This window comes from Novosphingobium sp. ZW T3_23 (assembly GCF_044987305.1).
Classification (GTDB): Bacteria; Pseudomonadota; Alphaproteobacteria; order Sphingomonadales; family Sphingomonadaceae; genus Novosphingobium.
The window spans coordinates 1-25,712 of sequence record NZ_JBJDRF010000008.1; the positions used below are offsets into that span (position 1 = coordinate 1).

Sequence of the window (25,712 nt, forward strand, 5' to 3'; positions counted from 1 at the left end):
CCCCCCGCCACGCCATTGCCGGCACTGCCGCCGCGCTGGCGCGTCTCGACGTGGCCGCCGGGCAGGCCGAGCGCGCGGCCGAAGGCGGCTGGACGCGGCCCGAAGTGGTGGACGGCCTTTCGCTCGACATCGAGGGCGGCCGTCATCCGGTGGTCGAGGCGGCGCTGAAGGTTCAGGGCAAGCGCTTCGTCGCCAACGATTGCCGTCTGGCGAGCCATGACCGGCTCTGGCTGATCGGCGGCCCGAACATGGGCGGTAAATCGACTTTCCTGCGCCAGAACGCGCTGATCGTGCTGCTGGCGCAGGCGGGCGGTTTCGTACCTGCCCGGTCGGCGCGGATCGGTCTGGTGGACCGGCTGTTCAGCCGCGTCGGCGCGTCCGACAACCTGGCGCGCGGGCGCTCGACCTTCATGGTCGAGATGGTGGAGACTGCCGCGATCCTCTCGCAGGCGACCGAGCGCAGCTTCGTCATCCTCGACGAAGTGGGGCGCGGCACGTCGACTTATGACGGCCTGGCGCTGGCATGGGCGGTGGCCGAGGCGGTCCATGAAACCAACCGCTGCCGCTGCCTCTTCGCGACCCACTATCACGAGATGGCGCGGCTGGGGGAGACCTGCGAGGCGCTGACGCTCCACCATGTCCGCGCGCGGGAGTGGAAGGGCGATCTGGTGCTGCTGCACGAACTGGCCGAGGGGCCTGCGGACCGCAGCTACGGTTTGGCCGTGGCACGGCTGGCCGGGGTGCCGCCCAAGGTCATCAGCCGTGCCAAGTCGGTGCTGGAAAAGCTGGAGAAGGGCCGGGCCGAAACCGGCGGCCTCGCAGCTGGACTTGGCGACCTGCCGCTGTTTGCGGCGGCCCAGGAAGCGCAGGAGGAACAGTGCGACGTCCTGCGGGACAAGCTGCGCGACATGGATATCGACGCCCTGTCACCGCGCGACGCGCTGGAAATCCTCTACGACCTCAAGCGCGAGGCGGGCACGGAGCCCTGACCTCGCGCCGGAGCGCTCTGACAGCCTGACCTCAGCTATCGTCCTCGGCGAAATCCTCGTCGGCGGCGTTCTGCGTGCCGTAGCGATTTTCGAGGTCGTCCATCGTCTCTTCACCGCGATAGGCGGACATGTCGATCACGCCGCTGCTGTCCATCTGGTTCATGTGGTCAACGAGATCCTCGATATCGTCCTCGTCGGCGATGCCGCCCTTCACCTTTTCGCTGTCCTCCAGGCCCAGGCCGCTGGAGGCGCGGCCTTGCGCTTCCTCGGCCAGGGTCTGGGCCTGGGTGTCTTCTTCTTCCTGTTCGGGATTGACCGTTTCCGGTGCGCGGTCGTCGGGGCGTTCGCTCATTGCAGGTCTCCTTTGCCGAACTAACGGCTAGGCGGAGTGCCCGGTTCCGGTCTTGGACGGAATGAACCGAAAGTAGGGGCAGCAGCGCCGCCCCTACATCGTGCCTAACGGCTGGGTACCGGAACCTCGCCCGAGTAGTCGTAGAAGCCGCGACCCGTCTTGCGGCCATACCAGCCCGCCTCGACGTACTTCTGGAGCAGCGGTGCCGGACGGTACTTGGGGTCGCCGGTGGTGGCCTGGAACACCTTCATGATCTCGTAGAGCGTATCGAGGCCTACGAAATCGGCCAGGGTCAGCGGGCCCATCGGATGATTGGCGCCCAGCCGCATGCCCGCGTCGACATCCTCGACCGAGGCCAACCCTTCGCCCAGAACGAAGATCGCTTCGTTGAGCAGCGGGCAGAGGATGCGGTTGACCACGAAGCCCGGCGCATCGCCGGCCAGAACCACGGTCTTGCCCAGCGCCTCGCCGAAGGCCTTCATCCGCGCGGTGGTTTCCGCCGATGTTGCAAGGCCGGGGATCACCTCGACAAGGCCCATCACCGGCACCGGGTTGAAGAAGTGCAACCCGCAGAACCGCGTCGGATCGGGCGAGGCGGCGGCCATGCGGGTGATGGGAATCGAACTGGTGTTGGAGGCGAGGATCGCGTTTGCACCCAGCACTTCGCCCACGGCGGAGAAGATCTTGAGCTTGATGTCCTCACGCTCGGTGGCGGCCTCGATGATCAGGTCGCAGTCGCCCATGCGGGAATAGTCGCCGGCAGTCGTGATGCGCGGCAGCAGCGCGTCCACTTCGGACTGGGCGATCTTCTCCTTGGCGACCAGCCGGGCGAGGCCCTTGGCGATACCGGCCTTGCCCTTTTCGGCGTTCTCGATCGAGATATCGGACAGGATCACGTCCATGCCCTTTCCGGCCACGGTCTGGGCGATGCCCGAACCCATGATGCCCGCGCCGATAATTCCCACTTTCCGCACTGCCGAACTCCTCTGCTGTTGCGCCGCAAGGACTAGCATCGGCGCACGGGGCGGGAACCTAGCGATTCTGGCCGGGCACCCAAAGCACGTCGTCGGCCCCGTTCGCATTCACCGCCCGGGCGAGGACGAAGAGGTAGTCGCTGAGCCGGTTGAGGTAGCCGAGCGCGGCCGGGTTGGCGGGGACTTCGGCCGCCATGGCAACGGCGGCGCGCTCTGCCTTGCGGGCGGAGGCGCGGGCGATATGGACGCGCGCGGCGGCCTCGCTGCCGCCGGGCAGGATGAAGCTGCGCAGCGGCTGGAGATGGGCGTTGATCGCGTCGATCTCGCTTTCCAGCCACGCCACTTGCGAGGGGACGATGCGCAGCGTCATCTCGCCGGGAGTGAAGTCTTCTCCCGGTGTCGCGAGGTCTGCGCCGAGGTCGAACAGGTCGTTCTGGATGCGCGTGAGCACGGCGCCGTGCGGCGTTTCGGCAAGCGCGCAGACGGCAAGGCCGATGGCGCAATTCGTCTCGTCCACCGCGCCGATCGCTTCCATGCGCGGCGCGTATTTCGGCAGGCGGGAGCCGTCGACGAGACCCGTGGTGCCGTCGTCACCCGTCCGGGTGTAGATCTTGTTGAGCTTTACCAAGGTGGAATCCCTAACGCGCCATGGCCAGGAGGATGGCGCAGACGATCACCGCCGCCGCCTGGTACTTGATGCGGTTGAACATCATCTTGTTCTGGAGAAGCTGGTTCGCGGTCGGTTCGGTCGAGCCCGGATCGCGGTTCAGGTCTTCCTTCGTGCCCTGCATGAAGGCCACGATGCCGCGCACGAGGCTGACGACGACCAGGATCATCAGGATAATGATGATCGGGATGAGAATGGTGCTCATGCCCCTTGGTCTACGCCTGCCGAGAGCGAAATGCCAGCCGGGAAGCGGCCCTGGCGGAGCGCCTCCACGATGGCTGGCCCGTCCTCTCCGGCACGCCTGCGATCCCCGAGCGAAGGCGCGCCGCGCCGCTTGGCGAGCTTGCGGCCGTCCGGTTCGATCAGCAGCGCGTGATGGTGCCAGACCGGCACCGGCAGTCCGAGCAGGGCCTGGAGCAGGCGGTGGACATGGCTGGCCGGAAACAGGTCCATGCCGCGCGTGACGAGGGTGATGCCGTCTTCCGCATCGTCGAGCGTGGCGGCGAGGTGATAGCTGGCCGGCAGGTCTTTGCGCAGCAGCACGACATCGCCGAATATCTCCGGTGTCGCCGCCTGCGTGCCTGCCGCCTCGTCGGTCCATTCGAGGGGGCCGGTCAGGTCGAGCGCGCGCGTGACGTCCAGCCGCCAGGCCGCGCCATCAGGATCGACATCGCGGTGGCGGCAGGTGCCGGGATAGACCGGGCCGTCCGGGCCCATCGCGGTCGCGGCGGCGGCGATTTCGGCGCGGGTGCAGCGGCAGGGGTAGAGCAGGCCCATGGCCTTCAGCCGCTCGCCCGCCGCGGCATAGCTCTCCAGTCGGCGCGACTGGAAGCGGACTTCTCCGTCCCAGGTCCCATCCCGGACGAGCCCAAGCCATGCGAGATCGAGGAAGAATTCCTCGACGAACTCGGCGCGGCTGCGCTCACCGTCGATGTCCTCGATCCGCAGCAGGAACTCCCCGCCCCTGTCGCGGGCGAGATCGTGCGCGATCATGGCCGCATAGGCATGGCCCAAGTGCAAGGGGCCGTTGGGGCTGGGGGCGAAGCGCGTGCGGATCATCGCCTCCGCTCCTAGTCGTGCGTGCAGCGGTCGCAAGTGGGTAAGCTTGTGGACAAGGTGCGGGCAATGGCGGGACAGGCTGTTGGCAGCTTGTGGACCGACTGTGGAATCCTTGTGGCGAACCTGTGGATTGTTGTATGGAGCGGCCCCCGTCTCGGCTTGACGCCGACTCGCGTAGATGCTGCAAAGAAACGCATGAGCTGCCATGAAACCGCAATCAGGGCCTGCGACAGGAGGCCATGCTCAAGTCGGAGCTGATAGAGCGCGCGGCCCGGTTCCGCAGCGCGGAGGATGACCCCTCCCGAAGTCTTTCCGACTGTCCTGCTCTAGTGCTCAATGCGGATTACACGCCGCTTTCCTATTACCCTCTCAGCCTCTGGCCCTGGCAGACCGCGATCAAGGCGATCGTCCTCGAAAGAGTGGACATCATTTCCACTTACGACCGGGTGGTCCACAGCCCCAGCTGGTCGATGCAGATCCCCTCGGTGATCGCGCTCAGGCAATATGTCCGGCCTTCCGAATTTCCCGCCTTCACCCGCTTCAACCTGTTCCTGCGCGACCGGTTCAGCTGCCAGTATTGCGGCTCCCCCCAGCAGCTGACCTTCGACCATGTCGTCCCGCGCCGTCTGGGTGGCAGGACAAGCTGGGAAAACATCCTCACCGCCTGCGCGCCCTGCAATCTCAAGAAGGGTGGTCGCACGCCCAAGCAGGCGAACATGCCCCCGCTGGTGGCGCCGATCCGGCCGACGAGCTGGCAATTGCAGGAACGCGGCCGGGCCTTCCCCCCCAACTACCTCCACGAAACGTGGCGCGACTGGCTCTATTGGGACATCGAGCTGGAGGCCTGACGGAGAGGCGGGGCCCTGTCGGCACCCGCTACGTCATCCTGAACTTGGTTCAGGATCCATTCTGCGTTTGGCGCCGAAGCATAGTGCGGCAAACCGCGCTGGCGGTTTATCGATCAGACCTCCGCGAGCGTCGCCCGATGGACCCTGAACCAAGTTCAGGGTGACGAGCAGGCCAGCGGGGCGTTTCATGCCCGAAGGTCGGATCGACTGCGTCCACAATGGCAATTTACAGAATCCGGCGTTAGTGGGAACGAGGAGCCGCGCCGTCATCCGGCATTAACGAGGCAGACTCCAAGGGGAGGTCATGAGCAGACAGTTCTTCGGCACCGACGGCATTCGCGGTCGCACCAACCAGGGCGCGATGACCGCTGCTATCGCCATGAAAGTCGGCCAGGCGGCCGGCACCCGCTTCCTGCGCGGCACCCACCGGCACCGCGTGGTGATCGGCAAGGACACGCGTCTGTCGGGCTACATGCTGGAAAACGCCATGGTGGCCGGGTTCACCAGCGTCGGCATGGACGTGGTCTTGCTCGGCCCGATGCCGACCCCGGCGGTCGCGCTGTTGACCCGCGAGTTGCGCGCCGACGTCGGCGTGATGATCTCGGCCAGCCACAATCCCTACGAGGACAACGGCATCAAGCTGTTCGGCCCGGACGGATTCAAGCTTTCCGACGAGGACGAACTGGCGATCGAGGCCCTGCTCGGGCAGGACATCCCGCTCGCCGCCTCGGAAGACATCGGCCGCGCTCGCCGCATCGATGACGCAGGCGGACGCTACATCCACGCCGTCAAGCGCTCGCTGCCGGAGGCCGTGCGCCTCGATGGCCTGAAGATCGCGCTCGATTGTGCCAATGGGGCTGCCTATCAGGTGGCACCCTCCGCGCTGTGGGAACTCGGCGCCGAGATCGTGGCCGTCGGTGTTACGCCCAATGGCCGCAACATCAACGCCAAATGCGGCTCTACCCATGTCGAGCTGCTTCGGGAAACCGTGGTGTCCTCGGGCGCCGATATCGGCATCGCCCTCGACGGCGACGCCGACCGCCTGATCGTGGTGGACGAGAAGGGCAAGACCGTGGACGGCGACCAGATCATGGCGCTGATCGGTACCCAGCTTGCGGCGCGTGGCGCGCTTCGGGGCGGCGGCGTGGTGGCGACGGTCATGTCGAACCTCGGCCTCGAACGCTATCTGCAAGGGCAGGGGCTTACCCTCGAACGCACCAAGGTGGGCGACCGCCACGTCCTCGAACGCATGCGCTCGGGCGGTTTCAACGTCGGCGGCGAACAGTCCGGGCACATGATCCTGCTGGACCATGCCACGACCGGAGACGGCACCGTGGCCGCGCTCCAGGTGCTGGCCGCGCTGGTCCAGTCGGGCAAGCGAGCGAGCGAACTGCTCCATCTCTTCGATCCGGTGCCGCAGCTTCTGCGCAATGTACGCTTCTCGGGCGGGCAGCCGCTGGAGGCCGCCAGCGTCAAGAACGCCATCGCCGATGCGGAAGCCTCGCTCAACGGCAGCGGACGCCTCGTCATCCGCGCCTCGGGCACCGAGCCGCTGATCCGGGTGATGGCGGAAGGCGACGATGCCGGACAGGTTGAGGCCGCCGTCGCCTCGATCTGCGCCGCCGTGGAAGAGGCTGCCGCCTGATGGCTCTCGAAATGCGCCCCGACTGCGAACGCTGCGGCACCGACCTCCAGGCCGATGCCCCCGGCGCGTTCATCTGCAGCTTCGAATGCACCTACTGCGCGGAATGCGCGGACGACCTCGACGAGCTTTGCCCCAATTGCGGCGGCGAACTGCTCGACCGGCCGACGCGGGCGAAGCGGCATTTCGATTCCGCACCGCCTTCGAAGGAGCGCAGGTTCAAGGGGTAGAAGGGATAAAGCAGGGGAGCATAGCCCCCCTGCACCCCATGACTGTCGAGGTCACGCCCCGCCTATCCGTGGTGCGCCCATGGCGGCGTCGGGAGACGTAATGGCTTCGCCGCAAGGAGCGCGAAACGCATAGCGGCGCGCCATGCCGACATTCCGAGGGTCTGGGGGATCATCCCCCAGGACTTCCTTTTTCTCCTCCCTCGACACCATCGGCCCGAAACGGCAAGGGAGCGCCATGATCACACCGCCCCGCATCCTCTCCATCGCCGGTTCCGACAGCTCAGGCGGCGCCGGTATCCAGGCCGATATCAAGACCATCGTGATGCTGGGCGGCTATGCCATGACCGCAATCACCGCGATCACGGCGCAGAACACTTGCGGTGTTACCGATGTGGTGGCGCTCTCGCCGGAGATGGTGGCGGCGCAGATCGACGCCTGCGTTTCCGACATCGGCGTGGACGCGGTGAAGATCGGCATGCTCGGCAGTCCTCAGATCGCCCATGTCGTGGCAGACCGGCTGGAAGGGCTGGGCGTGCCGGTGGTGTTCGATCCGGTGATGATTTCGACGAGCGGCTCGGTGCTCGCCGATGCGGCGACGATCGAGGCTTTCGAGCGGTTGATGACGGTTGCCACGCTGACCACGCCGAATGTCCCGGAACTGGTAGCCTTGGGCGGGGATGCGGCGATGGCGGCGCGCCGCGTGGCCTATATCGCCAAGGGCGGCGACGCCGAGGGACCGATCGTCGAGGACAGGCTGCTGCGGCCCGGCGAACTGCCGCTGTCGTGGACGGCGCCGCGCATCGAGACGCGGCATACCCATGGCACTGGCTGTACCTTTTCCAGCGCCATTGCGACGTTCATGGGGCAGGGCGCCGGCCTGGAGGCGGCCATCGTCAGCGCGCGAGACTATGTGCGATCAGCCTTGCTCAATGCGCCCGGGTTTGGCGAGGGGCATGGGCCCTTGGGGCACCACGTTCGGGGGTAGGCTTCGCTAAGAACCGTTGGCCTATAGCGCATCGTCATCCTGAACTTGTTTCAGGATCCATCGTGCGACCGAGAGCATCGGCCTGATTGGCGAAATGGATCCTGAAACAAGTTCAGGATGACGATGAGTCAGGGCGATAACGTAGTCTGGGGGAGCAGGCCCAGGCCCACTCCCCAAACCCTGGTCAGCACTCCAGATCGTAGAACTTCTGGATGAACTTCCAGCCTTCCTCGCCGGTTTCGCACCAGTGGAACAGCTTGAGGTCCTGCTTGTTGATCACGCCTTCCTCGGCCAGCGCCTCGAAGTTGACGACGCGTTCCCAGAATTCCTTGCCGTAGAGCAGGATCGGGATCGGCTTCATCTTGCCGGTCTGGATCAGCGTAAGCAGTTCGAAGAACTCGTCGAAGGTGCCGAAGCCGCCGGGGAACACCGCCACCGCGCGGGCGCGCAGCAGGAAGTGCATCTTGCGCAGCGCGAAGTAGTGGAACTGGAACGAGAGGCGCGGCGTGACGTAGGGGTTCGGCGCCTGCTCGTGGGGCAGCACGATGTTGAGCCCCAGCGATTCCGCGCCCACTTCATAAGCGCCGCGATTGGCCGCTTCCATGATCGACGGACCGCCGCCCGAGCAGACCACGAACTGGCGCATCCCGCGCTCGACCACCGAGCACTGGCTGGCGAGCTTGGCCAGCTTCTTGGCTTCCTCGTAATACTTCGACTTGGCGACGAGGCGCTCGGCGACCTTCTTCTCATCGTCGGTCTTGGCCGCTGCCAGCGCGGCCTCGGCGTTTTCGGGCGCGGGGATGCGGGCGGAGCCGTACATCACCATGGTCGAGCCGATATTGGCCTCTTCCAGCAGCATCTCGGTCTTGAGCAGTTCGAGCTGGAAGCGCACCGGGCGAAGTTCGTCGCGCAGCAGGAACTCGGTGTCCTGGAACGCCAGTCGATAGGCCGGGTTCTGGGTCTGGATCGTGCCTTCCTGCGCGTCGGCGAAGTTGGCTTCCTGCTCCGCCTTGTAGAAACGGCGGTTGGTGACTTTCTTGTCTTCTGGTTCGGTCATCTGCATTCCATGGCCGCTGGGAGGCGCGGCGTCGAGAGGGGTAAGGATTTAAGTAGCTTGCGGTTGCGCGCAAGTGCGGCCTTCGCCTAGCCTGTCTTCATGTCGAAACAGAAACAGACGCGGCGTGCCGTTCTTGCGGGATTAGGCAGCCTTGCAGGGGCTGCCGTGCTGCCGACGCTTCCCGCCTTTTCCGCACCGGCCCGAGCATCTGTCCCGCGACTGATCAAGCCGCCGCGCCTCCGGGAAGGCGACGTGCTGGGGCTGGTGGCGCCCGCCGGTTTCGTGGGCGACCGTTTCGGGCTGGAGCAGATCATGGCCACCGTGCGCGCCATGGGGCTGGAGCCCCGTCCCGCGCTGCACATGCTCCAGCGGGAGGGCTATCTGGCCGGTTCGGACCGGACGCGGGCCGACGATCTCATGGCCATGTTCGAGGACGACAAGGTTCGTGCAATCATGGCGGTGCGCGGCGGCTGGGGCTGCGCGCGCATCCTGCCGCTGCTCGATTACAAGCGGATCGCGGCGAACCCCAAACTGTTCGTCGGCTTCAGCGACAACACCGCGCTGCACCTCGCCTTCGCGGCGCGCACCGGCGTTGCCAGCGTGCATGGCCCGAACGCCTCGGCCTCCTGGCCGCCGGCGGCATGGGCCTCGTTCCAGGCACTGGCCTTAGAGGGCGCCACACCGACCTGGCAAGTGCCCGAAGGCGCGGGCGCGAACCTGTCAGGCCGGGGCAAGGACTTGCGCACGTTCCGGGGCGGCAAGGCGCGGGGGCGGCTGCTCGGCGGCAATCTCTCGGTGCTTACGGCGCTGGTCGGCACGCCCTACCTGCCCGACTTCACCGGGGCGGTGCTGTTCATCGAGGACACCAACGAATCCGAGTACCGGATCGACCGCATGCTGACCCAGCTGGCGCTGGCGGGCGTGTTCGACAAAGTGGCGGGCGTGGTCTTCGGCCAATGCACCGGTTGCCGCAATCCAGACGGCGGCTACTCCAACTTCACGATCTACGAAGTGCTGGACCGGCAGTTTTCCGGCCTCCGCGTGCCGGCCTTCCAGGGCTTGCAGATCGGCCATATCGCCGCGCAGCTCAGCGTACCGGTGGGCCTGCCGGTTGAGATCGACGCGGATGCCGGAACCATGCGCCTGCTCGAACCGGCGGTAAGCTGACCTTGAGCCAAGGGGAAGCGGCTGTTATCGGGCGCTTATGGCGAATTGTGACCTGTGTGTCGTTCGGAACCGGGCGATCTGTTCATCCCTCGATGCGAAAGAGCTGGAGGCGCTCAACGCGATCGGGCGCACCCGCACGATCCAGCCCGGCGAATCGCTGATCTGGGAGGGCGAGGATTCGGTCCTCGTCGCCAATGTGATCGACGGCGTACTGAAGCTATCGACCAATACCGAGGACGGGCGCGAGCAGATCGTCGGCGTCGTCTACCCGTCCGACTTCATCGGGCGGCCTTTCGGCGGCACGACCGGCCACGGCGCCACGGCATTGACCGAGGCTACGGTTTGCGTGTTCTCCCGCCGCGATTTCGATGCCTTCGCGCGCGAACATCCGGCGCTGGAGCACAAGCTGCTGGAGCGCACCCTGGCCGAGCTGGATCGCACGCGCCGCTGGATGCTGCTGCTGGGCCGCAAGTCGGCCTCGGAGAAGCTGGCCACTTTCCTGCTGGAAATGGAGGAGCGCTTGCAGCCGCCGGGCTGTGCGTGGAATTTCGGGGACGCCGGCCCGCGCCGCATCACCCTGCCGTTCTCGCGGCAGCAGATCGCCGATGTGCTGGGCCTCACCATCGAGACGGTAAGCCGCCAGTTCACCCGCTTCAAGAACGACCGCGTGATCGACCTGCCCTCGCGGCGCGACGTAACGATCCTCGATCGCCAGGCCCTGGTCGCAGAGGCCGGATAACCCCACTGTCGTCCCGGACTCGATCCGGGACCGCTGGCCGGGAACCGCCCACCTCCCGGCAAGGCAGGAGAAAAAAGGGGAGCCCGAAGCCCCCCTCTTTCCGAATCAGAAGCGATAGGAAACGCCCGCGCTCAGCACCCAGGGGTCAAGGTCGTGGCGCGTCTTCAGCGCCAGGTCGCCGTCCTGGTAGAACGAGGCGGTGGGCTTCACCCAGTACTTCTTGGCATCGAGCGAGAGGCCGAGGCCCTTGTCGTTGATGGCGATGTCCATGCCCGCCTGAAGCGCGAAGCCCAGCTTGTTCGACATCTTCACTTTGTCCACGCCCAGCGCACGGGCGGTGTCGCCCGGCTTTTCGTCGAACACGAAGAACCAGGCCGGACCGGCGCCGACATAGGGCTTGAACGGCGTTCCGGTGTCGAGATGCGCTTTCGCGGTCACCGTGGCGGGCAGGATCAGCACATGATCGACCAGCCCGGCGCCGGCGATGTCTCCGGTGCCGCTGACGTGGTGCTGGGTGAAGCAGCAAATCGTCTCCACCGAGAAGGCCTTGGTGAAGAAGTACTCCACCGCCAGGGTCGGCACGACGTTGTCGTTCGCCCGTGTGCCCACGTCGTTCAGCGTCGCCAGCGTGCTACCCAGCGTCGTATCGGTGTCGATCGATTTGATCTTGTCGATCTTCCCGTCCGGCAGCACCGCCGTGCCGAGCACCTTGACCTGCCACTTGCCATCGGGGCTTCCCGCCAGGGCCGGAGTGGAAATCGCGGCGGCCGCGCCCGCAACGAGCGTGGTGGCCGCGAGCAGGGTGATCTTGCGCATGTTCGGTCTTTCCTGCGCCGCCGGGGCCGCACCATGCGGGTTCCCCCCTCTTGAGCGGCAGCAGCCACGATCTGGCCCCGCATCGCCGGCAAGGAATTGATCGCGCGCAAAAACCGCCGAATTTCCGGGTGTTTTAGCGCATTGATCGAGCGCAATGACGGGGTGAGCCCCAGGCGCGATCCTCGTGCGCATGTGGACCTATCATCCCGATCTCCTCGCGATCCCCGTGCCCCGCTACACGAGTTTTCCCACGGCGGCGGAGTTCGACGATTCGGTGGGCGCTGCGTCTTTCGTGGAGGCGCTGGAACGGACGAATGGCGACGTGTCGCTCTACGTCCACATCCCGTTCTGCGAGAAGATCTGCTGGTACTGCGGTTGCAACACCAGCGTGGCCAACCGCACCGATCGGGTGTCCGGCTATCTCGATGCGCTGCACCGCGAGATCGGCCTCATTGCCGAGCGCCTGCCGCAGGACGCCGGAGTCACGCGGATCGCATTCGGCGGCGGCAGCCCGAACGGGATATCGCCGGTCGATTTCGTGCGACTGGTCGATGCGCTGGCCCTCCAGTTTTCCGCGACGAACCCGGCTCTCTCGATCGAACTGGACCCGCGCACGATGGCGCCCGACTGGGGCGCGGTGATCGGAGCGGTGGGCATCACCCGCGCCAGCCTGGGCGTGCAGACTTTCGCGCCGGAACTCCAGCAAGCGATCGGCCGCGTGCAACCGGCGCGCATGATCGAGGAAACTACCGGCATGCTCCGCCGGGCGGGCGTCGAATCGCTCAATTTCGACCTGATGTACGGACTGCCCGGCCAGACCATGGCGCATCTGGAGGATTCGCTGACGCGCTCCGTCGCGCTGGGCGCGGACCGGATCGCGCTGTTCGGCTATGCGCACGTTCCGCACCTGATCGCGCGCCAGCGCAAGATCGACGCGCAGGCGCTGCCGGATGCCGGAGAGCGCTTCGCCATGGCTGCGCGGGGCCATGCCCTGCTGGTGGACGCGGGGTACGTTCCGGTGGGCTTCGATCACTTCGCCAAGCCCGGCGACGCGCTGGCGCAGGCAACGCTGAGCGGAAAGCTGCGGCGCAATTTCCAGGGCTTCACCGAAGATAGCGCGCCGGTGCTCCTGGGCCTCGGCGCGTCTTCGATCAGCGGCTTTCCCGATCTGCTGGTTCAGAACGAGAAGAACACCGGCCGCTATCGCATGAAGCTGTCGCAGGACCGGCTGACCGCCCATCGCGGTATCCGGCGCACCGTCGAAGATCGACGACGCGCGGCGGTGATAGAGGCGCTGCTGTGCCGGGGCCGGGCGCGGATCGAGGCGGACCTTCAGTGCGAGGCCTGGCCGCTCCTGTCCCCTTATTTCGATGCCGGCCTTTGCGACAGCGACCGGGGCGATCTGGTGATCCTTCCGGAAGGCCTGCCTTACGCCCGCTCGATCGCGGCGCGCTTCGATCCCTATCGCAAGGATTCGTTGCGGCGGTTCAGTTCGGCGGTTTGATTGAGGTGGCCTGATTCAGGTGGCGCGGATATCGAACTCGACGCCGAACAGGTTGCCCTTTACCCAGCGCACCAATCCCCATAGCTCGCGGCCGTCGTCCATGGTCGCGCGGACCACCTCGTTGCACGCGGGCGGAACACCCGCCGCCGCCGCGCTCAGTCCGTGCGAGGAAACGTTGCGGACCATGACTTCGATCGGCGTCCCCTCCCTGTCGGTCAGCGTCACATGCAGGCACCGCTTGCGCCGGCGTTCGCGAGGGATCGGCGTTGGAGTGAAGCGGGGACGGTCCATGTCCGGACAGGACGGCAGCCGCGCGCGATATTTAAGCGGCGCATTTGACCGCGATCAATGCCGGACATCGGGGGCGATGCGATGAAAGGTGTGCCGGTCGTGCACCGCCAGGGCGAACCTTGCGGGCGGTGCCAACCGCTTCTCCCCGACTTCGGGCGGCCTCTCGCAGGCCGCCCATTTTTCGTGACCCCGCGCGCGGAAGGACAGCCGATTCGCACGGTCGGATCGGCAAGGTCATGCAGGCAGGGTCATCGCGAAAGGCGGGAACGGGCGATGCGACGGGTGCGCGATTCGCCGAGCCGGACATCGTCACGGCAAACCTGCCGAGACGCAGGCATACATCAGCCCAAGGCCAACGGTTTCAGCGATTTAGGGAGAATTGGATGCCCCGCGAGGATTCGAACCTCGATAGACGGAATCAGAATCCGTAGTCTTACCATTAGACGACGGGGCATCGGGAGGCGCCCCTCTAGTAGGGCTTCTGATTCGCGTCAAGCACCCTTTTTGCGGTCAGGGTTGCCCCTTTGCCCGGGGGACGTTAGCATCGCGTCAGGTATCCGCCGCGCACGGCGGTAAGATTTATTCGAACGAGATTATTTATCATGGCGGAGCAAGATCCGCCGGCAGCAAGAGCTGATGTGTCGGGCCGCACGGGAAGGCGGCGCAAGGCGAGGAAGGGCAAGTCACGCTCATCCGGACCCGGCACGGCCAAGGCAAAGGCGCGCCCTCCGGGCAGCGCCGCCGAGGCAGGCGGAGCGCCGCGCGAAGAGAAGACATCCGGCTCGCAGGCGTCGCCCCGTCCTTCGGAATCGCGCGCTTCCGAACCGAAGCGGGCCGGCAGCCGAAGGCGCGGCGCCCGCAAGGGTTCGGCACGTTCCGCGAAAAAGCCGCGCGTCCAGCCCGACGGCGGTGAGGGCGGGGTTGCGGAAGGCAGGGTTGCGGATGCCAGGGCTTCGGCGCCATCGCTTCCCCCGTCGTCCTTCGTTCCGCCGTCTTTCGCGCCTCCCGCCTTCGCACCCGCTTCGCAGGGCGGCATCGTCCGGCCCTACCGGCAGTCCTATGCCGCGATCGACCTCGGCACGAACAATTGCCGCCTGCTGATCGCACGTCCCTCGGGCGAGAACTTCACGGTCATCGATGCCTTCAGCCGGGTCGTGCGGCTGGGAGAGGGGCTGGCCCAGTCCGGCCGCCTGTCCGACGCGGCGATGGACCGCACCTTGGCCGCCTTGCGGGTCTGTGCCGACAAGCTGATGCGCCGCAATGTCTACCTCGCCCGCTCCGTGGCTACCGAAGCCTGCCGCCGGGCCGAGAACGGGCCGGAATTCATCGAGCGCGTGCGCGAGGAAACCGGCATCGCGCTCGACATCATCAGCGCGCGCGAGGAAGCGCGGCTGGCGGTGCTGGGCTGCCATGTCCTGCTGGAGGAGGGGTTCGGCCCGGCGATGATCTTCGACATCGGCGGCGGCTCCACCGAGTTGGTCCTGATCGAGAGCACCGGCACGGTGCCGCGCATCCTCGACTGGCAATCCGTGCCCTGGGGCGTGGTTTCGCTCACCGAAAGCTGCGGGCCGGAGGGCGCCACCCTGGAGGAGCGGCTCGCACGCTACCGCCACATGCACGGACTGGTGTCCGAAAGCTTTTCCGCCTTTGCGAAGCGCGTCGGTCCGGCGCGCGAGAGCGCCTCGCAAACGGGGCCGCTGCGCCTGCTGGGCACCAGCGGCACGGTGACGACGCTGGCCAGCCTCCACCTCGAACTGCCGCAATACGACCGCCGCATGGTGGACGGGTTGATCGTGCCCGCCGAATCGATGCGGGCCATCAGCTCGCGGCTTTCGTCGATGTCGATCGAGGACCGCCGCGAAGTGAACTGCATCGGGCGCGAGCGGGCGGATCTGGTCGTCGCCGGTTGCGCGATCCTGGAATCGATCCTGGACCTGTGGCCCGCGGCCCGGCTCGGCGTGGCCGATCGCGGCATTCGCGAAGGCATCCTGCGCAGTCTCATCGCCTCGCATTCAAGCAACAAGAACCTGGCCATGGCCGGGAGCCCCCAACATTTGGAGAACCGGCCATGAGCCGTTCCGGACGCGATCCCCACGAGCGGCTTCGCACCGCCAAGAAGCGCACCGTCAGTTCGGCGCGCTGGCTGACCCGCCAGCTCAACGATCCGTACGTCAAGCTGGCCAAGGCCGACGGCTATCGTAGCCGCGCGGCCTACAAGCTGATCGAGCTGGACGAGAAGTTCGACTTGTTCAAGGGCGTGACCCGCGCGGTCGACCTTGGCATCGCGCCGGGTGGATGGAGCCAGGTGCTGCGGCAGAAATGCCCCAAGGCCAAAGTCGTGGGGATCGATCTCCTGCCGACAGACCCGATCGAGGGCGTGACCATCTTCGAAATGGATTTCATGGCGGACGAGGCTCCGGCCGCGCTGGAAGGCGCGCTGGAGGGTGCCCCGGACCTGGTGCTTTCGGACATGGCGGCCAACACCGTGGGCCACAAGCAGACCGACCACTTGCGCACGATGGGCCTTGTCGAGACGGCGGCGGACTTCGCCATCCAGTATCTCGCGCCGGGCGGCACGTTCGTGGCCAAGGTCTTCGCGGGCGGCACGGACACCGAACTGCTGAACATCCTCAAGCGCCGCTTCACCAGCGTGAAGCACGCCAAGCCGCCAGCCAGCCGCAAGGGCTCTTCGGAGTGGTACGTCATCGCCAAGGGCTTCAAGGGGCCGGAAAACGCTCAGTAAGAATGAAACTAGGGGTCGAATGAAAGAACGGTCCGCGAGGCACTCGGTGAGGCCTGCGGACCGTCTTCAGCCGGCCTGAGCCGGAAACGAGCCCAACAACCAGCTGCGCCGGTTGGCGCTTAGGGGGCGGCGGGGGCGCCCGCTTCGGCGGCAGGCGCTGCCGCCTTGTCAGCTCCATCCGCAGGCGCGGCGGAAGCATCGGCAGCGGGCGCTGCCGCCGGAGCTTCGGCCGCCGCAGGTGCCGCCGGGAGCGGCAGGTTGGATCCCTGGGCGTTGAGGTAGGCGATAATGTTGGCGCGGTCTTCACCCTTGGGCAGGCCGGCAAACGTCATCTTGGTGCCGGGCGCAAAGGCCTTGGGATTCTTCAGCCATTCGTTCAGCTGGTCGAAGTCCCACTTGCCGCCGACCTTCTTGAGCGCATCGGAGAAGGCGAAGCCGCCCACGCCCTGGCCGATGCTTTCACCGACGACGCCGTGAAGGTTCGGACCGATGCCGTTGGCGCCGCCCTGGTTGATCGTGTGGCACGAGGCGCACTTGGCGAAAGTGGCCTGGCCCTTGGCCGGATCGGCGCTGGCGAGAAGCGTGGCGATCGGCGCTTCGGCTCCGCCTTCGCTTTCCTGTTCCACGCCCTCGATGGCGTACCCCATCGTTTCGGGGCGGTGCGGCTTGTCTGCGCGAAAGTAATGGGAGCTGACGGTAGTCAGGCCGAGACCGACGATACCGGCAAGCAGAGCCCAGCCGGCAATGGTGTTGAAACGATCATCCATTTCTTGTTTGCCCTTGCCCCTTAGCCCTAGTGCCCCACAAGTGGAGTGCCCCACGGATGGAGTTTTTATCATCCTCTTTGGCCTCAGGCTCTAGAGTTGCCAGCAGGTTAGCGCAAGAGCCATTGCGGAGATCGCCTTTGCGGCTTAATCGCGCGGGCGCTATGCATTCCTATCCCGAACCCGCTCTCGACCTTGTCGCCCGCATGACCGAAGCCGCTGCGGCCGATCCCGCGCGCGCGGCGGCGTTTCAGGGCGCGCCCGGCTGCAATTCGCATCGCGCGGCGCTCGAATACGATTCGCAGTGCCTGCCGCTGCCGTGCTTTTCGTTCGAGGACGCCTTGGACGCGGTGAAGGAAGGGCGGGCCGACCGGGCGATCATCCCGATCGAGAATTCCCAGCATGGCCGCGTGGCCGACATTCATTTCCTGCTGCCGGAAAGCGGGCTGTCGATCGTCGGCGAGCATTTCATGGGCATCGAGCATGCGCTGATGGCGCTCCCCCGGGAAGATGGGACGACGGGGCCGTTCTCGGGCGCCTACAGCCACCCGCAGGCGCTGGGGCAGTCGCGCCATTACTTGCGCGAACGGGGCATCGTGCCGATGGCCTATGCCGATACCGCCGGCGCTGCCGCCTTCGTGCGCGAGCAGAACGATCCCGAGGCCTGCGCGATCGCGCCGAAGCTTGCCGCCGAGCTTTACGGCCTGAAGATCGTCGAGGAAAACGTCGAGGATGCGGCGGACAACACCACCCGTTTCGTGGTCCTCGCGCGCGAGCCGCTCGATCCTTTCGCGCTGCGGGGCGAAAAGGCGATGACCACCTTCATCTTCGAGGTGAAGAACATCCCGGCCGCGCTCTACAAGGCGCTGGGCGGATTCGCCACCAACGGCGTCAACATGACCAAGCTGGAAAGCTACCAGATCGGCGCCAGCTTCGCCGCGACGACTTTCTATGCCGATATCGAGGGCGCCCCCGGCGAGCCGCGCATCGACCTGGCGCTTCAGGAACTTGCCTTCCATTGCAAGTACGTGCGTCCGCTGGGCACTTACGCCCAGGCGCGCAGCCGAGGCTAAGGGCGGATCGACATTCAGCCCATGCGGGCGGGGGGAAGTCTTCTATTTCCCACAACGGGTTGCGCCGCTGAGGCCCGCATGCCAATCATCGCCCGGTATGGCTGTTGGGGCACAGATGGCGAGTGCGACTGCGTCCCGCGACGCTGCAAGCGATTGGGAAGCCGTGCGGGGCGCGGCCGATATCCAGTACGCGCCGCTGGCGCCCGCCAAGCCTCCGGAACCGGCGCAGGTTCCGGAATGGCTCCAGGCGCTCGGCCGCCTGCTGGAAGCGATCTTCGCACCGATCGGCAGGCTGCTGGGCATGTCTTGGCCACTGTTTTCGAACATATTGATCGCGCTGGCGGTTCTTCTGGCGCTTTTCGTGCTCTGGCGAATTCTCGGGCCGGCAATCGAGGCCTGGCGTCGGCGGAGCGGAGAGGCCGTGCCCGAGGCCTGGGTACCGGCAGCGGAAGAAGCGCTTGCCCTGCTGGAGGATGCGGATCGCCTGGCGGCGGAAGGCCGGTACGCCGAGGCGACGCATCTGCTTTTGCGGCGCAGCGTCAGCCAGATCCGCCAGGCGCGGCCGGACTGGCTCCACCCGGCCAGCACCGCGCGCGAGATTTCCGCGCTCCCGACGCTTCCCGACAGCGGCCGCGAGGCCTTCGCCACGATCGCGACCCGCGTGGAGCGCAGCCGCTTCGCCTTGCGCGATCTGGGCTCGGGCGATTGGGCTGATGCGCGCGAGGCCTATGCCCGCTTCGCCCGGATAGAGCTGCGCGCATGAGCGGTACGGTCAGCCCTTCAGCCGCCTCTTCTACCGTTGACAGCGGAATACCGGTCGGCGCCAATCCTTTCTCGCGCTGGGCGGTGCTGGCGCTGGTCCTGATCGGTTCGGCGCTGTTCCTGGCGCTGCTGTGGATGATCGGGACGGGCACCGGCTTCGGCTCGACCAACGACGGCCAGGCCCATGCCGACGGGCGCGGACTCAACGGCTATGCGGCGATGACGCGCTACCTGGAACGGCGCGGCCATCCGGTGATTCGCGCACGCAACGGCGGGCAACTGGAAAAGGAGGGGCTACTGATACTGACTCCTCCGGCCGGCGCGGACGGGAAGGATATCGAGAAGATCGTTGCCGGGCATCGCTATCTCGGGCCGACGCTGGTGATCCTGCCGAAATGGGCGGCCTTCCCGACCAATCGCCAGCAGAAGGACGCCGAGCCGGGCTGGGTCAATGTGGCAGGGGTGCGTCCGGTCGAATGGCGCGGTTTTCTTGACGACGTCACGGTCGTGCAAGGGCAGGTCGATGCCAACGGACAACCGGCTCGCTGGCTCGGCTTTGGACGGGGCGGCACGCTGCCCAGCCGCAAGCATCTGCAATCCGGTAAGGGCGAAAGGCTGATGCCGCTGGTGTGGGAGCAGGACGGACGCTTGCTCGCGGGCTTCATCGACGATGGCGGCAGCTATGCCCGATTGGGGCAGGAGTCCCCCGGCCGGATGCGCAGCGAGGTGGATGACGAGGATCTCTACCCGCTGGTCGTGATCTTCGAGCCCGACCTGGTAGATAACTGGGGCATGGCCGACCGCCGTACCGCAGCGCTTCTGGATGCCATCGTCGATGCCGCCGAAGTGGAACCCGGCAGCCCGATCACATTCGATCTCACCTTCAACGGCTTCGGTCGCGCGCAGAACCTGCTGACCCTGGCCTTCACGCCGCCATTCCTGGCGGCGACCCTGTGTCTGCTGCTTGCGGGGCTGGTGCTGGGCTGGCGCGCATTCCTGCGCTTCGGGCCGCCGCTCGCAGCCGAGCGGGCCATCGCCTTCGGCAAGCGCGCGCTCGTCGCCAATTCCGCCGGGCTGGTGCGCCGCTCGGGCCGCCTGCACCTGATCGGCGGACCCTATGCCGACCGCACGCGCGACAGGCTGGTCCATGCCCTGGCCCTGCCGCGCAGCCTGCCCCCCGAGCAGGCGGACGCCGCGATCGACCGCGCGCTGGTTTCGCGCAAGGGCGATGTCGAACCATTTTCAGCGATTGCCGCACGCCTCAAACATGCGCGCAAGCCGCACGATCTCGTCAAGGCCGCGCGCGATCTGCACGCGCTCGAAAGGATGCTGACCCGATGACCGATGCCGTATCTCCCGAATTCGCAGTCGATCTCTCCGGGGTCGCCGCGTTGGCGGGGAGCATCCGCGAACAGATCGCCAAGGCCGTGGTAGGCCAGGGCGAGACGGTGGAGCATCTGCTGATCGCGCTGCTGGCGCGCGGGCATGTCCTGCTGGAAGGTCCGCCGGGAACCGCCAAGACGTTCCTGGCGCAGTGCTTCGCGGCCACGCTGGGGCTGGACTTCGGCCGCATCCAGTTCACGCCGGACCTGATGCCGGGCGATATCCTGGGTTCCAACCTGTTCAACTTCCAGACCAGCCAGTTCACGCTGACGCATGGACCGATCTTCTGCGACCTGCTGCTGGCGGACGAGATCAATCGCACCCCGCCCAAGACCCAGGCCGCCCTGCTCGAAGCCATGCAGGAACGCCGCGTCACCCTGGACGGCACCGCCCATGCGCTGCCCGAACAGTTCATGGTGGTGGCCACGCAGAACCCGATCGAGAGCCAGGGGGTCTATCCCTTGCCCGAAGCGCAGCTCGACCGCTTCCTGTTCAAGGTTGGCGTCGATTATCCCAGTTTCGAGGAGGAACTGCGCATCGTCACCCGCTTCGGCGAGAATCGGGGCGCTCCCACCCCTGCCATGTGCGGGGTGGAGACGGTGGCGAACCATGGCGTGATCGAGGCGGCTTCGCGCGCGGTTTCGCAAGTGACCCTGGCCGAGAGCGTGACCGACTATATCGTGCGCCTGGTGCGCGCCACGCGCGAAAGCCCGGACCTTGCCAGCGGCGCCAGCCCGCGCGCGGCAGTGCTGCTGGCGGGTGCCGCCCGTGCCCGCGCCGCTCTGGACGGCCGCGACTATGTGGTGCCGGACGACGTGAAGGCGCTGGCCGGTTCGGTCCTGCGCCATCGCCTGCTGCTCAGCCCTGCTGCCGAGATCGAGGGGAAGCAGGTGGAGGCCCTGGTCGCCCAGCTTGTCGAGCAGACCGAGGCGCCGCGTTGATCGGACGGGCCTGATCCGTTGAGAATGATTCGATGAGAATGACCCGATGAGCCTGCGTTCCGCTCCCATCGTGCCCACCGCGCGCGCGGCCGGGGTGCTGGCCGTCGCGGCCCCGGTGGCGCTGGTGATCGGCGCGACCCGGCCCGAAGCCTGGGTGGTGGCTCCGATCCTGGGGCTGATCGTGCTGGGGCTCATCGTCGTCGATGCCTTGCTGGCCGGGCGCCTGGGCGATCTGCGTGTGGCGGTGCCTGCCGACGTGGAGGTAGGGGCGCCGTTCGAGGCCGTGGCCACGATCGATTTGTCCGGCACGCGCGCCTCCCATGTGGAACTCGTGCTGGAATGCGATCCGCGCCTCGCGCCGGGCGGGCAGGCCGGTCTGCCGCTGACGCGCGGGGAGCAGGGGTGGCGCGGCGTCCTGTCGCTACAGGCCTCCCGGCGCGGCACTGCGCGGATTTCCGGGACGTGGTTGCGCTGGACCGGGCCTCTCGGCCTCGGCGCGCGACAGTTTCGCGGCGATCTCGGCAGGGAGGTGCGAATCTGGCCGAACATCGCCGCCGTGCGCTCGCCCGCCTTGCAGACCTTCCTGAAGGACGCCCAGTACGGCCTGATCGCGCGGCGCATCCGGGGGGAGGGCACCCAGTTCGAATCGCTGGCCGAGTACGAGCCCGGCATGGACCGCCGCCGGATCGACTGGAAAAGCTCGGCGCGCCACGTCCACCTCTATGCCAAGGAATACGAGACGGAGCGCAACAACCAGATCGTCTTCGCCTTCGATTGCGGGCAGACGATGTGCGAACCGATCCAGGGGGTGCCCCGGCTGGACCGCGCGGTTTCGGCGGCATTGGCGACGGGCTATGTTGCGCTCAAGGGGGGCGACCGGGTGTCGCTGTTCGGCTTTGCCGCGCGGCCCGAAGTGGCGACGCCCTTTGTTACCGCCTCCCGCGATTTCTTCCGACTGCAACGCGCCGCGGCAGGCCTGGAATATCGCTCTGAGGAACCCAACTTCACGCTGGCGCTGGCAACCCTGGCGGCGCGGCTCCAGCGCCGCTCGCTGATCGTTGTCTTTTCAGACTTTACCGATCCCACCAGCGCCCAGCTCATGATCGAATCGATCGGCCGCCTCGTCTCGCGTCATGTCGTCCTGTTCGTGACCATGGCCGACGACGAGCTTGAGGCGATTTCCGGTGCCGCGCCGGAAGACCTGGAGACGTTGTCCATGGCGGTTTCGGCCGATACGCTCCTGCGCCAGCGGGCACTGGTGACGCGGAAACTGCAACAGCTTGGCGTCGATGTGGTGGAGGCGCCTTATCAGACGATCGGCACCCGCCTGATCGACGCCTATCTTGCCATCAAGCGATCGGGAGCGATCGGATGAACGTCTCCAGGCTATTCTCCAGATCCGGGCTTCCCGAATCGGTCGCCGCAATCGAAAGCGCCGCCTTGCGCTCCGATCGCTTCCGCCTGGAGCGCCAGGCCGATTGGCAGCGGCTGGAGGCGATCGTCACGCGCATGGAAAAAGGCCGCCTGCGCCGCCTTTCCGACGAAGACCTGCTGGCCCTGCCGGGGCTATACCGTACCGTGGCCTCCAGCCTCTCCATCGCGCGCGAAACCTCGCTCGACGCGGCGACGCTGGCCTATCTGGAAGCGCTGGTCCAACGGGCCTGGTTCGTGGTCTACGGGCCGCGCAGTTCGCTCTGGGACTGGCTGCGGGGCTTCCTGGGCGGCGGCTGGAGCGCGGCGGTTCGCACGATCTGGCTGGACATCCTGGTGGCGCTGGCGGTCATGGTGGCGGGCACTGCCGTCGGCTGGCTTCTCGTGGCGCACGACGTGAACTGGTATCAGGTGCTCGTGGGCGGCGACATGGCGGGCGGGCGCGTTCCGGGCGCCACGCCGGAAGCCTTGCGGCGGACGCTGTTCGGGGCGAGCGGAGAGAACGGCATGAGCCTGTTCGCCACCCAGCTCTTCAGCAACAATTCGCAGGTTTCCATCCTTGCCTTCGCGCTGGGCTTCGCATTCGGCATCCCTTCGCTGCTGCTGCTGGTCCACAACATGGCGATGCTGGGCGCGATGCTCTGGCTCTACCATGGCGCCGGGCTGCTGGTGGATTTCGCGGGCTGGCTGGCGGTCCATGGCACGACCGAGCTGTTCGCCATCCTGCTGGCAGGCGCAGCGGGGCTGCACATCGGCCGCTCGCTGGCCTTTCCCGGTAACCGGCCGGTGCTTCAGGCCACGGCCGAGGCGGGGCGGCGGGCGGCGCTGGTCATGACCGGGGTCGTGTTGATGCTGATCATCGCCGCGCTGCTGGAAGGCTTCGCCCGGCAGCTGGTGGACCAGACCTTCGGCCGCTTCGCCATCGGCGGGTTCATGCTGGCGTTGTGGTGCGCTTATTTCTTCGCCTTCAAGGGCAATCGCGGGAAAGTGCGCGCGGCATGAGCGTGGTGCCCACCCGCTATCGCCGGACCGCGCGCGATCGTGTGCTGGTGACGCCGGAGGGGATTTCTGTGCCCGTCACCGTCGCCAGCCGGGGATCGCGGCTTGGGGCGCTGCTGCTCGATTTCGTGGTGATCCTCACGCTGATGGGGCTGACCACCTGGGGCCTCATCGAAATCGCGGGTGGGGTGACCGGGATCGACCGCAATCTCGAACAGAAGAACGCGCTCGGCCATGCCTTGCAGTTCCTGGTGATCGTCTGGGTCATCGCGATGTTCCTGTTCCGCAATGCCTATTTCCTGTTCTTCGAGCTGGGCCCGAGGGGGGCGACGCCGGGCAAGCGGGTTGCCGGCATTCGCATCGCCGCGCGCGATGGCGGGCGGCTGACGGCGGAAATGGTCATCGCCCGCAACCTGCTGCGCGATATCGAGCTGTTCCTGCCGGTCGTCTTCATCCTCCAGGCTGGCGCGGAAAGCGGAATGGGCTGGCTGGCCGCCAGCGGATGGCTGGCGATCTTCCTGCTGATGCCGCTGTTCAATCGCGATGCCTTGCGTGCCGGGGACATGATCGCCGGAACCTGGGTGCTGGAGCGGCCTCGGCAGAAGCTGGAGGCGGCGATGTCGGTGGAGCGGCAGGCCCCGGTAGAGGTCGATGCAGCGCGGCCCGCGCCCGCTGGTCGCCAGGGCTACCGCTTCGAGGAGGCAGAGCTGGCGGTCTACGGCGAATACGAATTGCAGGCGCTGGAACGCGTGCTGCGTGACGATCGCTCGGAATCGCTGGAGAGCGTCTACCAGACCATCGCGCATAAGATCGGCCGCAGCGACGGCTGGAACGATGAGCGGGCTTTCCTGGAGGCCTACTACACGCAGTTGCGCGCCCGTCTGGAAGCGGGCATGCGCATGGGCCGCCGCAAGGCCGACAAGTTTTCGGGAACGCCTGAATGACTCTCCAGCTTGCCATTGTCGCGGATGACCTGACCGACCGGCGGGTGCTCGACCTGCTTCAGTTCCATCTCGACGAGATGCACCGCTGGTCTCCGCCCGAAAGCGTCCACGCCATGCCGGCCGAGCGCCTGCGCCAGCCGGACGTGACCTTTTTTTCGGCCTGGGATTTGTCTGGCGCGGCCTTGTCTGGCTCGAAGGGCGGGCGGCTGGCCGGTTGCGGCGCCATCAAGCACCTCGACGACGGGCACGGCGAACTCAAGTCCATGCGCGCGGCGAACGACTATCGGAGAAAGGGCGTGGGCAAGGCGATCCTGTTGCGCCTGATGGAGGAGGCGCGGGTGCGCGGCTATCTGCGCGTAAGCCTGGAAACCGGCCGACCCGAACCGTTCCACGCCGCCCATGGCCTCTACCGCGCCCATGGCTTCGAGGAATGTCCGCCTTTCGGCAGCTATGAGCCCGATCCCTTTTCCCTGTGCATGACGAGGGCGCTATGATGGAACTGCGGATGGCCGTCCCTGCCGATGCGGCCGCCCTGGCCGATCTCGGTGCGCGCAGCTTCGTCGCGAAGTTCGGGGACATGTATACGCCCGAGGATCTCGACAACTTCCTGAACGAATCGCACAGCGCGGCAAAGACGGCCAAGGAAATTGCCGATCCCGCCATGCGCGTGGTGGTGGCGGAAGCGGAGGGCAGGCTGCTCGGCTTCTGCAAGCTCGTGATGGCCTGCGGCTGGCCGGAACATGCGCAGGGACGGCGCGTGATAGAACTCAAGCAACTCTATACCGATCCGGATACGACGGGACGCGGGATCGGCTCGGCACTGATGGACCGGGCACTGGAGATCGCGCGCGATCACGGCGCCGACGAAGTGCAGCTTTCGGTCTGGAGCGGCAACGATGGCGCGCAGAATTTCTACGCCCGCTACGGCTTCGGCAAGATCGCGGACATCCACTTCATGGTCGGCGAGCAGCGCGACGACGAGTTCCTCTACGCACGGATGTTGTGAAGGGAAACCGACGCCTTCTGGAACAACCGGCCTCACTTGGAGCAACCAACGCTAGCCCGAACAAACCCACGTCATCCTGAACTCGTTTCAGGATCCATTCCTGACCATCAACGGCGGCCTGTTCGGCAAGATGGATCCTGAAACGAGTTCAGGATGACGAGTCTGGGGTGATGGACCGCGGGCCAGGGCCGGGTAAGTACGCCGTGCCCCACGGACATCCGCACAGTGCGTCGCTCGGCAATACCGGCCCGATCGCTCCTGTACTTTCGTCGAAAGCCGAAAGGCTGATGCCGCCCCTGCGCAATCGTGCTTCAAACCGTCACCGCAAGGGCCTATAGGGGGCGCC

At 66.6% G+C, this 25,712-nt stretch carries 28 protein-coding genes and 1 tRNA gene; 19 read left to right on the top strand and 10 right to left on the bottom strand.

Features of this window, described 5'->3' with window-relative positions:
• Positions 1–989: MutS-related protein (locus ACI3K3_RS06805; protein ID WP_404912855.1), on the top strand; the 989-nt coding region annotated here is incomplete at its 5' end.
• A 31-nt stretch (positions 990–1,020) separates the two neighbouring features.
• Here the strand turns inward: ACI3K3_RS06805 and ACI3K3_RS06810 are convergent.
• The 5 genes from ACI3K3_RS06810 to gluQRS all read right to left on the bottom strand — a co-directional run bounded on the left by ACI3K3_RS06810 (position 1,021) and on the right by gluQRS (position 4,041).
• A complete protein-coding gene (locus ACI3K3_RS06810; protein ID WP_404912856.1) occupies positions 1,021–1,341 on the bottom strand; it encodes a hypothetical protein in 321 nt (106 codons plus the stop codon).
• Between the two features lie 104 nt (positions 1,342–1,445).
• A complete protein-coding gene (locus ACI3K3_RS06815) occupies positions 1,446–2,315 on the bottom strand; it encodes a 3-hydroxyacyl-CoA dehydrogenase family protein (RefSeq protein WP_404912857.1) in 870 nt (289 codons plus the stop codon).
• A gap of 58 nt (positions 2,316–2,373) precedes the next feature.
• Positions 2,374–2,943 carry a cob(I)yrinic acid a,c-diamide adenosyltransferase gene (locus ACI3K3_RS06820; RefSeq protein ID WP_404912858.1) on the bottom strand — a complete coding sequence of 190 codons (570 nt, stop codon included), beginning with the start codon at positions 2,941–2,943 and terminating at the stop codon, positions 2,374–2,376.
• A 10-nt stretch (positions 2,944–2,953) separates the two neighbouring features.
• Positions 2,954–3,187, bottom strand: coding sequence for an HIG1 domain-containing protein (locus tag ACI3K3_RS06825; RefSeq protein ID WP_313436097.1), 234 nt, complete (start codon positions 3,185–3,187; stop codon positions 2,954–2,956).
• On the bottom strand, positions 3,184–4,041 hold the full coding sequence (gene gluQRS, locus ACI3K3_RS06830; RefSeq protein WP_404912859.1) for a tRNA glutamyl-Q(34) synthetase GluQRS: 858 nt from the start codon (positions 4,039–4,041) through the stop codon (positions 3,184–3,186). The genes ACI3K3_RS06825 and gluQRS overlap by 4 nt, the downstream gene beginning before the upstream one ends.
• Positions 4,042–4,280: 239 nt before the next feature.
• On the opposite strand from gluQRS, the gene ACI3K3_RS06835 reads away from it, so the two are divergent.
• From ACI3K3_RS06835 to thiD, 4 genes are all read left to right on the top strand, one after another.
• The gene (locus ACI3K3_RS06835) at positions 4,281–4,889 is read left to right on the top strand and encodes an HNH endonuclease (RefSeq protein ID WP_404912860.1); all 609 of its coding nucleotides are present in this window, start codon (positions 4,281–4,283) and stop codon (positions 4,887–4,889) included.
• 304 nt (positions 4,890–5,193) lie between these two features.
• Entirely contained in the window at positions 5,194–6,534 is a 1,341-nt protein-coding gene (gene glmM, locus ACI3K3_RS06840) for a phosphoglucosamine mutase (RefSeq protein ID WP_404912861.1), read from the top strand.
• The gene (locus tag ACI3K3_RS06845) at positions 6,534–6,761 is read left to right on the top strand and encodes a DUF1272 domain-containing protein (RefSeq protein WP_404912862.1); all 228 of its coding nucleotides are present in this window, start codon (positions 6,534–6,536) and stop codon (positions 6,759–6,761) included. Before glmM ends, ACI3K3_RS06845 begins: the two co-directional genes overlap by 1 nt.
• Positions 6,762–6,996: 235 nt before the next feature.
• Entirely contained in the window at positions 6,997–7,746 is a 750-nt protein-coding gene (thiD, locus tag ACI3K3_RS06850; RefSeq protein WP_404912863.1) for a bifunctional hydroxymethylpyrimidine kinase/phosphomethylpyrimidine kinase, read from the top strand.
• A gap of 184 nt (positions 7,747–7,930) precedes the next feature.
• Here the strand turns inward: thiD and ACI3K3_RS06855 are convergent, their stop codons facing one another.
• Positions 7,931–8,803 carry a TIGR00730 family Rossman fold protein gene (locus tag ACI3K3_RS06855; RefSeq protein WP_404912864.1) on the bottom strand — a complete coding sequence of 291 codons (873 nt, stop codon included), beginning with the start codon at positions 8,801–8,803 and terminating at the stop codon, positions 7,931–7,933.
• Positions 8,804–8,902: 99 nt separating this feature from the next.
• Between ACI3K3_RS06855 and ACI3K3_RS06860 the strand changes: the two genes are divergently transcribed.
• A complete protein-coding gene (locus ACI3K3_RS06860) occupies positions 8,903–9,970 on the top strand; it encodes an LD-carboxypeptidase (protein WP_404912865.1) in 1,068 nt (355 codons plus the stop codon).
• Between the two features lie 37 nt (positions 9,971–10,007).
• Entirely contained in the window at positions 10,008–10,709 is a 702-nt protein-coding gene (locus ACI3K3_RS06865) for a Crp/Fnr family transcriptional regulator (protein ID WP_404912866.1), read from the top strand.
• Positions 10,710–10,814: 105 nt separating this feature from the next.
• Here the strand turns inward: ACI3K3_RS06865 and ACI3K3_RS06870 are convergent, their stop codons facing one another.
• The gene (locus ACI3K3_RS06870) at positions 10,815–11,525 is read right to left on the bottom strand and encodes an OmpW/AlkL family protein (RefSeq protein ID WP_404912867.1); all 711 of its coding nucleotides are present in this window, start codon (positions 11,523–11,525) and stop codon (positions 10,815–10,817) included.
• Between the two features lie 190 nt (positions 11,526–11,715).
• Here ACI3K3_RS06870 and hemN point away from each other — a divergent pair, with 190 nt between their 5' ends.
• Positions 11,716–13,029 carry an oxygen-independent coproporphyrinogen III oxidase gene (gene hemN, locus ACI3K3_RS06875; protein WP_404912953.1) on the top strand — a complete coding sequence of 438 codons (1,314 nt, stop codon included), beginning with the start codon at positions 11,716–11,718 and terminating at the stop codon, positions 13,027–13,029.
• 15 nt (positions 13,030–13,044) lie between these two features.
• On the opposite strand, the gene ACI3K3_RS06880 is transcribed toward hemN, so the two are convergent.
• Entirely contained in the window at positions 13,045–13,320 is a 276-nt protein-coding gene (locus ACI3K3_RS06880) for a histidine kinase (RefSeq protein WP_404912868.1), read from the bottom strand.
• Positions 13,321–13,700: 380 nt separating this feature from the next.
• Positions 13,701–13,774, bottom strand: a tRNA-Gln gene (locus ACI3K3_RS06885).
• 148 nt (positions 13,775–13,922) lie between these two features.
• On the opposite strand from ACI3K3_RS06885, the gene ACI3K3_RS06890 reads away from it, so the two are divergent.
• Both ACI3K3_RS06890 and ACI3K3_RS06895 read left to right on the top strand, forming a co-directional pair.
• A complete protein-coding gene (locus tag ACI3K3_RS06890) occupies positions 13,923–15,392 on the top strand; it encodes a Ppx/GppA family phosphatase (protein WP_404912869.1) in 1,470 nt (489 codons plus the stop codon).
• On the top strand, positions 15,389–16,063 hold the full coding sequence (locus tag ACI3K3_RS06895; protein ID WP_404912870.1) for an RlmE family RNA methyltransferase: 675 nt from the start codon (positions 15,389–15,391) through the stop codon (positions 16,061–16,063). The genes ACI3K3_RS06890 and ACI3K3_RS06895 overlap by 4 nt, the downstream gene beginning before the upstream one ends.
• 119 nt (positions 16,064–16,182) lie before the next feature.
• On the opposite strand, the gene ACI3K3_RS06900 is transcribed toward ACI3K3_RS06895, so the two are convergent.
• Positions 16,183–16,830, bottom strand: a complete 648-nt coding sequence (locus ACI3K3_RS06900) for a c-type cytochrome (protein WP_404912871.1) — start codon at positions 16,828–16,830, stop codon at positions 16,183–16,185.
• A gap of 161 nt (positions 16,831–16,991) precedes the next feature.
• On the opposite strand from ACI3K3_RS06900, the gene ACI3K3_RS06905 reads away from it, so the two are divergent.
• The 9 genes from ACI3K3_RS06905 (at position 16,992) to ACI3K3_RS06945 (ending at position 25,366) form a co-directional block, all read left to right on the top strand.
• Complete coding sequence (locus ACI3K3_RS06905; protein ID WP_404912872.1) at positions 16,992–17,900, top strand: prephenate dehydratase; 909 nt, start codon at positions 16,992–16,994, stop codon at positions 17,898–17,900.
• Positions 17,901–18,015: 115 nt separating this feature from the next.
• Positions 18,016–18,663: a hypothetical protein gene (locus tag ACI3K3_RS06910; RefSeq protein ID WP_404912873.1), complete on the top strand. Its 648-nt coding sequence runs from the start codon at positions 18,016–18,018 to the stop codon at positions 18,661–18,663.
• Positions 18,660–20,003, top strand: a complete 1,344-nt coding sequence (locus tag ACI3K3_RS06915; RefSeq protein WP_404912874.1) for a DUF4350 domain-containing protein — start codon at positions 18,660–18,662, stop codon at positions 20,001–20,003. Before ACI3K3_RS06910 ends, ACI3K3_RS06915 begins: the two co-directional genes overlap by 4 nt.
• Positions 20,000–20,986, top strand: coding sequence for an AAA family ATPase (locus tag ACI3K3_RS06920; RefSeq protein WP_404912875.1), 987 nt, complete (start codon positions 20,000–20,002; stop codon positions 20,984–20,986). The genes ACI3K3_RS06915 and ACI3K3_RS06920 overlap by 4 nt, the downstream gene beginning before the upstream one ends.
• 46 nt (positions 20,987–21,032) lie before the next feature.
• On the top strand, positions 21,033–22,361 hold the full coding sequence (locus ACI3K3_RS06925) for a DUF58 domain-containing protein (RefSeq protein WP_404912876.1): 1,329 nt from the start codon (positions 21,033–21,035) through the stop codon (positions 22,359–22,361).
• Positions 22,358–23,419 carry a stage II sporulation protein M gene (locus ACI3K3_RS06930; RefSeq protein ID WP_313436146.1) on the top strand — a complete coding sequence of 354 codons (1,062 nt, stop codon included), beginning with the start codon at positions 22,358–22,360 and terminating at the stop codon, positions 23,417–23,419. The genes ACI3K3_RS06925 and ACI3K3_RS06930 overlap by 4 nt, the downstream gene beginning before the upstream one ends.
• Positions 23,416–24,360 (top strand): RDD family protein, encoded by a 945-nt coding sequence (locus tag ACI3K3_RS06935; RefSeq protein ID WP_404912877.1) that lies wholly within the window; start codon positions 23,416–23,418, stop codon positions 24,358–24,360. The genes ACI3K3_RS06930 and ACI3K3_RS06935 overlap by 4 nt, the downstream gene beginning before the upstream one ends.
• A complete protein-coding gene (locus ACI3K3_RS06940) occupies positions 24,357–24,854 on the top strand; it encodes a GNAT family N-acetyltransferase (protein WP_404912878.1) in 498 nt (165 codons plus the stop codon). Before ACI3K3_RS06935 ends, ACI3K3_RS06940 begins: the two co-directional genes overlap by 4 nt.
• The gene (locus ACI3K3_RS06945) at positions 24,854–25,366 is read left to right on the top strand and encodes a GNAT family N-acetyltransferase (RefSeq protein WP_404912954.1); all 513 of its coding nucleotides are present in this window, start codon (positions 24,854–24,856) and stop codon (positions 25,364–25,366) included. The genes ACI3K3_RS06940 and ACI3K3_RS06945 overlap by 1 nt, the downstream gene beginning before the upstream one ends.
• Positions 25,367–25,712 lie beyond the last annotated feature (346 nt).

Bases quoted from the DNA above. Each gene is read 5' to 3' on its own strand.
- ACI3K3_RS06810 (WP_404912856.1), bottom strand. From the start codon at position 1,341: ATGAGCGAACGCCCCGACGACCGCGCACCGGAAACGGTCAATCCCGAA.
- ACI3K3_RS06825 (WP_313436097.1), bottom strand. From the start codon at position 3,187: ATGAGCACCATTCTCATCCCGATCATCATTATCCTGATGATCCTGGTC.
- gluQRS (WP_404912859.1), bottom strand. From the start codon at position 4,041: ATGATCCGCACGCGCTTCGCCCCCAGCCCCAACGGCCCCTTGCACTTG.
- ACI3K3_RS06835 (WP_404912860.1), top strand. From the start codon at position 4,281: ATGCTCAAGTCGGAGCTGATAGAGCGCGCGGCCCGGTTCCGCAGCGCG.
- glmM (WP_404912861.1), top strand. From the start codon at position 5,194: ATGAGCAGACAGTTCTTCGGCACCGACGGCATTCGCGGTCGCACCAAC.
- ACI3K3_RS06845 (WP_404912862.1), top strand. From the start codon at position 6,534: ATGGCTCTCGAAATGCGCCCCGACTGCGAACGCTGCGGCACCGACCTC.
- thiD (WP_404912863.1), top strand. From the start codon at position 6,997: ATGATCACACCGCCCCGCATCCTCTCCATCGCCGGTTCCGACAGCTCA.
- ACI3K3_RS06855 (WP_404912864.1), bottom strand. From the start codon at position 8,803: ATGACCGAACCAGAAGACAAGAAAGTCACCAACCGCCGTTTCTACAAG.
- ACI3K3_RS06860 (WP_404912865.1), top strand. From the start codon at position 8,903: ATGTCGAAACAGAAACAGACGCGGCGTGCCGTTCTTGCGGGATTAGGC.
- ACI3K3_RS06865 (WP_404912866.1), top strand. From the start codon at position 10,008: ATGGCGAATTGTGACCTGTGTGTCGTTCGGAACCGGGCGATCTGTTCA.
- ACI3K3_RS06870 (WP_404912867.1), bottom strand. From the start codon at position 11,525: ATGCGCAAGATCACCCTGCTCGCGGCCACCACGCTCGTTGCGGGCGCG.
- hemN (WP_404912953.1), top strand. From the start codon at position 11,716: ATGTGGACCTATCATCCCGATCTCCTCGCGATCCCCGTGCCCCGCTAC.
- ACI3K3_RS06880 (WP_404912868.1), bottom strand. From the start codon at position 13,320: ATGGACCGTCCCCGCTTCACTCCAACGCCGATCCCTCGCGAACGCCGG.
- ACI3K3_RS06890 (WP_404912869.1), top strand. From the start codon at position 13,923: ATGGCGGAGCAAGATCCGCCGGCAGCAAGAGCTGATGTGTCGGGCCGC.
- ACI3K3_RS06895 (WP_404912870.1), top strand. From the start codon at position 15,389: ATGAGCCGTTCCGGACGCGATCCCCACGAGCGGCTTCGCACCGCCAAG.
- ACI3K3_RS06900 (WP_404912871.1), bottom strand. From the start codon at position 16,830: ATGGATGATCGTTTCAACACCATTGCCGGCTGGGCTCTGCTTGCCGGT.
- ACI3K3_RS06905 (WP_404912872.1), top strand. From the start codon at position 16,992: ATGCATTCCTATCCCGAACCCGCTCTCGACCTTGTCGCCCGCATGACC.
- ACI3K3_RS06910 (WP_404912873.1), top strand. From the start codon at position 18,016: ATGGCGAGTGCGACTGCGTCCCGCGACGCTGCAAGCGATTGGGAAGCC.
- ACI3K3_RS06915 (WP_404912874.1), top strand. From the start codon at position 18,660: ATGAGCGGTACGGTCAGCCCTTCAGCCGCCTCTTCTACCGTTGACAGC.
- ACI3K3_RS06920 (WP_404912875.1), top strand. From the start codon at position 20,000: ATGACCGATGCCGTATCTCCCGAATTCGCAGTCGATCTCTCCGGGGTC.
- ACI3K3_RS06925 (WP_404912876.1), top strand. From the start codon at position 21,033: ATGAGCCTGCGTTCCGCTCCCATCGTGCCCACCGCGCGCGCGGCCGGG.
- ACI3K3_RS06930 (WP_313436146.1), top strand. From the start codon at position 22,358: ATGAACGTCTCCAGGCTATTCTCCAGATCCGGGCTTCCCGAATCGGTC.
- ACI3K3_RS06935 (WP_404912877.1), top strand. From the start codon at position 23,416: ATGAGCGTGGTGCCCACCCGCTATCGCCGGACCGCGCGCGATCGTGTG.
- ACI3K3_RS06940 (WP_404912878.1), top strand. From the start codon at position 24,357: ATGACTCTCCAGCTTGCCATTGTCGCGGATGACCTGACCGACCGGCGG.
- ACI3K3_RS06945 (WP_404912954.1), top strand. From the start codon at position 24,854: ATGGAACTGCGGATGGCCGTCCCTGCCGATGCGGCCGCCCTGGCCGAT.